At 73.3% G+C, this 6,198-nt stretch carries 3 protein-coding genes; 1 reads left to right on the top strand and 2 read right to left on the bottom strand.

Features of this window, described 5'->3' with window-relative positions:
* Nucleotides 1-238: 238 nt before the first annotated feature.
* Nucleotides 239-400 carry a hypothetical protein gene (locus V7067_RS04340; RefSeq protein WP_334174654.1) on the bottom strand — a complete coding sequence of 54 codons (162 nt, stop codon included), beginning with the start codon at nucleotides 398-400 and terminating at the stop codon, nucleotides 239-241.
* On the opposite strand from V7067_RS04340, the gene V7067_RS04335 reads away from it, so the two are divergent.
* A complete protein-coding gene (locus V7067_RS04335; protein ID WP_334174653.1) occupies nucleotides 393-815 on the top strand; it encodes an organic hydroperoxide resistance protein in 423 nt (140 codons plus the stop codon). The genes V7067_RS04340 and V7067_RS04335 overlap by 8 nt on opposite strands.
* A gap of 88 nt (nucleotides 816-903) precedes the next feature.
* On the opposite strand, the gene V7067_RS04330 is transcribed toward V7067_RS04335, so the two are convergent.
* A partial coding sequence (locus tag V7067_RS04330; RefSeq protein WP_334174652.1) for a hypothetical protein occupies nucleotides 904-6,198 on the bottom strand: 5,295 nt, incomplete at its 5' end.

Here is a 6,198-nt window from a genome sequence, read left to right as displayed (position 1 = left end):
GACGGTCTGGCGGGCGTGCCCGGCCGGTGCGCCGGGCACCGGGCCGGTTCTGTGAGGATCATCCTTCATCGGTATGCCGCCTGTTTTTCTTCTTGTTGCCCGTAGGGGCCTCCCCGCCGACTGCGCGCGCAGAACGGGAAAGGCCGGCCGAGCGTGATCTTCGGTGCCGGGGCCGGCAAGGGCGAAAACGCCGCGGCGCCGACCGGCCGGCAGCGCGCCGTAAAATATCGTGCGCGATTCAGATCGCGGCCATTGCGCCCCAAATAACATTGTGCGATAACAAATCGCGCACGATATAAATCGTGCCGGGCACACGATGACGAGGCATCCGGGCGAAGGCTGCCGTCAGGCGGATGCCGGTGTGCCGCACAGAAATCGGAAGGATGTTCAGAATGGCCATTCTCTATCGCACCAGAGCGACCGCAACCGGCGGTCGCGACGGCTCGGCCACCAGCGAAGACGGTACGTTCTCGGTCCGGCTGGCGGTTCCCAAAGAACTCGGCGGCCCCGGCGGTCCGGGCTCCAACCCGGAGCAGTTGTTCGCGTCGGGTTATTCGGCCTGCTTCCTTGGCGCGCTGAAATTCGTGGCGGCGAAGGAAAAGGTGAAGATCGCCGGTGAGGCGACCGTGACCGCCGATGTCGGCATCGGCCCGCGCGACGACGGCACCGGCTTCGGCCTCGATGTGGAACTCACCATCCGCCTGCCGGGCACCGAGCGCGCTGTGGCAGAGGATCTGGTCGCCCGCGCCCACATCGTCTGCCCCTATTCCGAAGCGACCCGCAACAACCTCGCCGTGCGTCTGGTGGTTGCCTGACCGCGGTCCGCCCCGGCGGAATGAGAAAAGGGCGCCTCCCTTTGCGGGGAGGCGCCCTTTTTTGGTTCGGGGCGGTTCGGCGGCGGCCTCAGGCCAGCCGGTTCGCCGCGTTGGCCAGCACCGTGTAGACCCTGCCGGTGTCGGAGGCGATATAGGCCGCCCCGCGTGCCCCGTCCCGGTCCGCGGGATCGAGGTCGGAGAGCAACTGCTCGAAGGTGTCGATATATTCGTCGGCCGCAGCACGGAAGGCGGCATCGCGCTGGTAGCGCCGGCGCACTTCGTCGAACACCTGCTGGCCCTTCAGCGTGTAGAGCCGGCGGGTGAAGACATTGCGTTCGCCGCGGCGACGGCGGGTCCACAGGTTGGCGTAGCTCTCCGGATCGACGGCGCGCGCGATCTCGCCGACGAGCGAGGCGAGAGCGTCGCCGTGGGCGATCGCCGGGGCGGAGACCGGCTCGGCCGGTCCGCGGGCCGGGGCAGGGGCCGCAGCCGGGGTTTCCGCTTCCGCTTCGGTGCCGATGTCGTCGGAGGCGCGGCGCAGAAGGTCGCTCAGCCAGCCGCGCGGGTGCGCTTCGCCGGCCGGCGGCTGCGGCGCCGGCGCCGGGGCGTTCTGCGCCCGCACGCGGCGGTTGGCGGCCTCCGGGTCTTCCGCGACCGGGCGGGCGGCCGGGCGGCGGGCCTCCTCGCGCGGCTGCGGGGCCGGTGCCGGGGCGGAAAGGGCCTCGGCGGCGGGCAGCGCACCGGTGCTGAAGGCGGCCTGCTGGCGGGCCACCAGCGCGGCCAGCGCGTCCAGAGCCTGCAGCTGTTCGGCCACCGCGCGCCGCATCTCGGTGGTCGACCGCTGGGCATCCTCCGGCAGTTCGAAGATGCCGCGCTGCAGTTCCTCGCGGGTTGCGGAAAGCTCGCTGCGCATGGCGGCGGCGGCGCTCGCCATCTCGTTGCCGAGGGCGGCGAAGCGGGTGGAAAGCTCGCCGACGGTGCGGTTCATCTCCTCGGAGATGGCATGCTGGGCGCGGCGCAGCACATCGCGCGAGCGTTCGCCCTCGCGGTCGGCCGTGAGCTTGATCTGCTCCAGACCGGAGGTGAGGGCGCTGGCCGCGGTTTCGGTGCTGCTGCCAAGGGCGGCGGCAGCCGCGCCGGCGCGGGCGGCGGTTTCGGCAATGGTGCTTTCCGCCTCGGCCGCGAACGTGCGCATGGAAACTTCCAGCGCGCCGGCGCGCTCCGTCAGCTCCACCGCCAGCGCCTCGATGGCCAGCCGCCGCTCCTCCAGCACCTGTCCGGCGGCGCGGTGGGTCTCGTCCAGCTGGCTGGCGGCGGTGGCAAGGCCGCTGCTCTGCACTTCGACGCGCTCGGCGATGCGGCCGAGTTCGCTCAGCACATGATCGGAAATGGCGCTGAGGTGCTCGGTCTGGGCGGCAATCTCCACCACCGAGCGGTGGGTGCCTTCGTTGGCGGCGGTGACGATGGCCGAAAGGCTCTCCGCCTGCTCGGCCACGCGGTTGCCGATGGCATCGAGATCCTGACGGGTGGCCTGCGCCATGCCGTCGAACTCGCCGGTCACCGTCTGCAGGCGCGACAGCGCGCTGCCGACATCGCTGCGGATGCGCTCGCTGGTGGCGGTGGCGGCGGCGAGGGCGTTGCGGCCCTCCTCGTTCATCACCTGTGCCGCCTCGTTGGCCTCGGCGCGGATGGCCGCCACGATCTGGCGGCCGTGTTCGGCCAGCAGCGCTTCCAGACTGGTGCCCTGCTGCGACAGCAGCCGCTCCAGACCGCCGTGAGCGGTGGAAAGCTGGTGGCTGACGGCGGCACTGGCGGCCTCCACCGCGGCAACGAAGGCGCCGCTGTCGGCATCGAGCAGGCGGGCCAGTTCGGCGGCGGAGGCACTGAGGCGGGCTTCCGCCTGGCCGGTGGCATCGGTCAGGGCCCCGGCGGCCTCTCCGGCGCGGGCGGCCAGCCGGTCGCTGGCGGCGCCGACCTCGCTGCCAAGGCTCTCCAGCGCGCGCGTGACCGTGGCGCCGGCCTCCCGCGTGGCGGCTTCCACGACGTCGGCGGCGTTGGAGGCGGTCTCGGCAATGGTGGTGCCGGCGGCCTCGCGGGCTTCGCTCAGGCTGGCGGTGGCGGTGCCGGCGGCCTCGCTGACGGCGGCGCTGGCGGTGGCGGCCGCGGCGGCAACGGTGTCGCTGACATCGCGTGCCGCACGCTCCACGTCGCTGACGGCAGCCGACAGCACTTCGCCCACCACCGCAACCGCGGCGTTGGCGGCATCGACCACGCGGGTGCGCGACTGCTCGCTCTCGCCGGCCAGCAGCTCGGCGGCGGCGCGCACGTCGCGGGTCACCGCGTGGCGGGTCTTGTCGCCCTCGGCGCTCAGGGTCTGCATCGCCTCGCCGACCGAGCGGGCAATGGCGAGGCGGGTTTCCTCGGTGCGGTCGGCCAGCGTGGTGGAAAGGGTGCGCAGCGCCATCTCCAGCGCGGCGCGCGCATGTTCCGTCTCCGCCCCGAGGCTGCCGGCGATCTCGGCCGCCGCGGAGGTGAGTTCCTCGCGCGCCCGCTCGCTTTCGCCGGAGATGACGCCGCCGAGGTGCTCGATGAGGCTTTCCACCACATCGCGCGCCTTTTCGGTTTCGCCGCCGAGCAGGGTGGCGATCTCGCCGAGGCGCTTCTCGATGAGGTCGCGCAGCACCGTGGTGCGCACGTCGAGCAGGCGCGTGGCCTCCTCGGCCCGCACCACCAGATCGGTGCCGGCCTCGTCGAGGCGGGTCGCCATCGCCGTCTTTTCTTCCATCACGGCGGCCACGAACGCGCGGGTGCGCTCGATCAGCGCCTCGCCCATCTCGCGGGCACGGGCTTCCAGCACGGCATCGACCGCGGCGGTGCGCTGATCGAACACGGTCTCCAGTGCGCTCGTGTGGGCGGTGATGAGGGTGGTGGCCTGATCGACCTTTTCCGCCACGGTGCGGTGGAAGCTCTCCGCCCCGCCGGACAGCGTTGCCGCCAGCGAGCGGCCATCTTCGCCGACCGCGCGCTCCACACGGGCAATGCTGGCATCGAGCGAGGCGGCAATGGCGGCGGCGCGGGCGCCGATCTCCTGCGCGGTGCGGTCGCTTTCCGCCTCCAGACTGGCGACGAGGGCCGCGCGGCGGCTCTCCAGCGCCTCGGCGAGGGCTGCGGTGCGGGTTTCCAGCGCCGTGTCGAGCACGCCGGCCGGGCCGGAAATGGCGGCCTCCAGCGTGACGGCGGCGGCATCGAGCGCGCTGACGAGCGACTGGCGACGCGCATCGAGACCGCCGATCAGCGATTCCGCCCGCGCCTGCACGGCCTCCGACAGCGCGCCGTCGGTTGCCTCCAGCGCGCCGGTCAGGGCCTCGCGGCTGTCGTCGAGGGTGCGCACGAGGGCGCCGATCTGGCCCGAAACCGAGGCGGCCAGCGTGCTGCCGGTGTTGGTCAGGGCGTCGATCAGCGTGCGGGTCTGGTGCGCGACCTTGCCGGCGATATCGTCGGTGCCGGCGGCAACGGCGGTATCCAGCGCCGCGCCGGCCCCGCGCAGGGCGTCGGTCAGGGCCAGCGTGCGGCTGTCGAGCGCGGCGACGAGGCTCGCCGAATGGCTCTCCAGCGCGCCGCCGAGGCTGCCGGACGCGCCGTCGAGCAGCTGCGTCAGGGCGGCGATGCGGGCTTCCAGATCGCCGCGCAGTTCGTCGCCGCCGCTTGCCAGAACGCCCTTCAGCGCCTCCGTCAGGCGGGTCAGGTCGCCGGTCAGCGCATTGTGGCGGCTGTCGAGCGTGGTGGCCAGAATGCTGCTTGCGGTGTTGACCGCGGCAACGATGTCGTCGCGGCGTCCGTCGAGGGTCGTTTCCAGCGCGGCGGTGCGGCCGGTGACGATCTCTTCCAGCGCGTCGGTGCGAGCGGCCACGGTTTCCGCAAACAGGTCGGCCCGCGTCGCGATCACGGCGGCATGGGTATCGACGGCAGCCGTCACGGCCTCGGTCTGGCCGCGCACGGCATCGCTGAGGGCATCGGTGCTGCGCGCGACGGTGTCGGCGAAGGCGCTGGTGTGGCTGTCGATGGCTGCGCCGAGGGCCTCGGTGCGGCCGGCGAGCTGGTCGGCCAGCGTGCGCGTTTCGGCGGCCATCGCGGCCACCTCCGCCTGCAGGGTCTGCGACAGCGCGGCCACTGCCTGCGCGGCTGCATCGTTCTGGGCTTCCACCATGGCGGCATGGGCGGCGATGGCGGCGGCCAGCACATTGCCCTGCGCCGAAACAGTGTCGGCGAGCAGCGCGGCGTTGCTTTCCACAGCGGCCGACAGACCGGCGCGCTCGGCGGCGATTGCCGCGGCAAAATCGGCGGTGCGGGCCTGCAGGGCCGCGGCCAGACGATCGCTCTCGCCGGTCACGCGGGCCTCAAGGGCGCCGGCGCCGGATTCCATGGCTTGCTGCAGGCTGGCCGTGCTGTCGGCCACGGTGTCGGCCAGACGGGCGGTGTTCTGCGCCACGACGGCGCCGACTTCGCTGCCATAGGTCCCGACTGCGGCGACGAGCGCCGCCCGGTCGGCCTCGGTGCCCTCGGCAAGGCGGCTGAGGGCCGTCTCGGTGGCAACGCCGATCTCAAGGGCGTGGCGGGCGGCGGCCGCGGCGATGAGTGCGGCCTGCTCGGCACTGGCGGCCTCGATGGCGCCGGCACCGGCCGCGGCGGCGGCGGCCATCTCGGCGCTGCCGGCAGCGCCGGCTTCGGCGAGCGTGCGGGTGCCGGCCGCCATTTCTCCGGCCAGCCGGGCGCTGGCGGCTTCCACGGCGCCGGAAAGGGCTTCGCTGTGGCTTCCGGCGGCCTCGCCGAGGCGGCGGGCGGTTTCCGCCATGGCGGCGGCGACGGCGTCGGTGTGGGTTGCGGCGGTGGCCGCAAGGCTGTCGGTACCGCCGGCAATGGCGGCGGTCAGGGCATCGGTCTGCGCGGCGACGGCGGCGGCGAGGCGGCTGCTCTCGCTCTCCACGGTGGCCGTCAGCGCCCCGGCGTGGGTCTCGGCCACGCTGCCCAGCGCCTGCGCGCCGGTGCTCATCGCCTGCGCGAGGGTGGCGGTGCTGGCATCCACGGCGGCGGAGAGGGCATCGGTGCCGGTCGTTGCCGCGCTGCCGACGGCCTCGGCCCCGGCGGCGATCGCCGCGGCGAGGGCGGCGGTGCGGTCTTCCACGGTGGCGGCCAGCGCATCGGCGTGGATGGCGGCGGCCGTGCCGATGGCTTCCGCCCCGGCCGCAACGGCGTCGGCCAGCACGGCCGTGTGGGCATCGGCCACGGCCGACAGGCGGCCGGCCTCGGCCTCAATGGCGCCGGCCAGCGCCGCGGTCTGGGCGGCGGCGACTGCCTCGATGCTGTCGCTGCTGCTTTCGACGGT

It is taken from the genome of Pseudoxanthobacter sp. (assembly GCF_036822375.1).
Taxonomy (GTDB): domain Bacteria; phylum Pseudomonadota; class Alphaproteobacteria; order Rhizobiales; family Segnochrobactraceae; genus Pseudoxanthobacter.
Note: the sequence above shows the minus strand (reverse complement) of the source record. Positions and strands in the feature narration are given on the sequence as shown.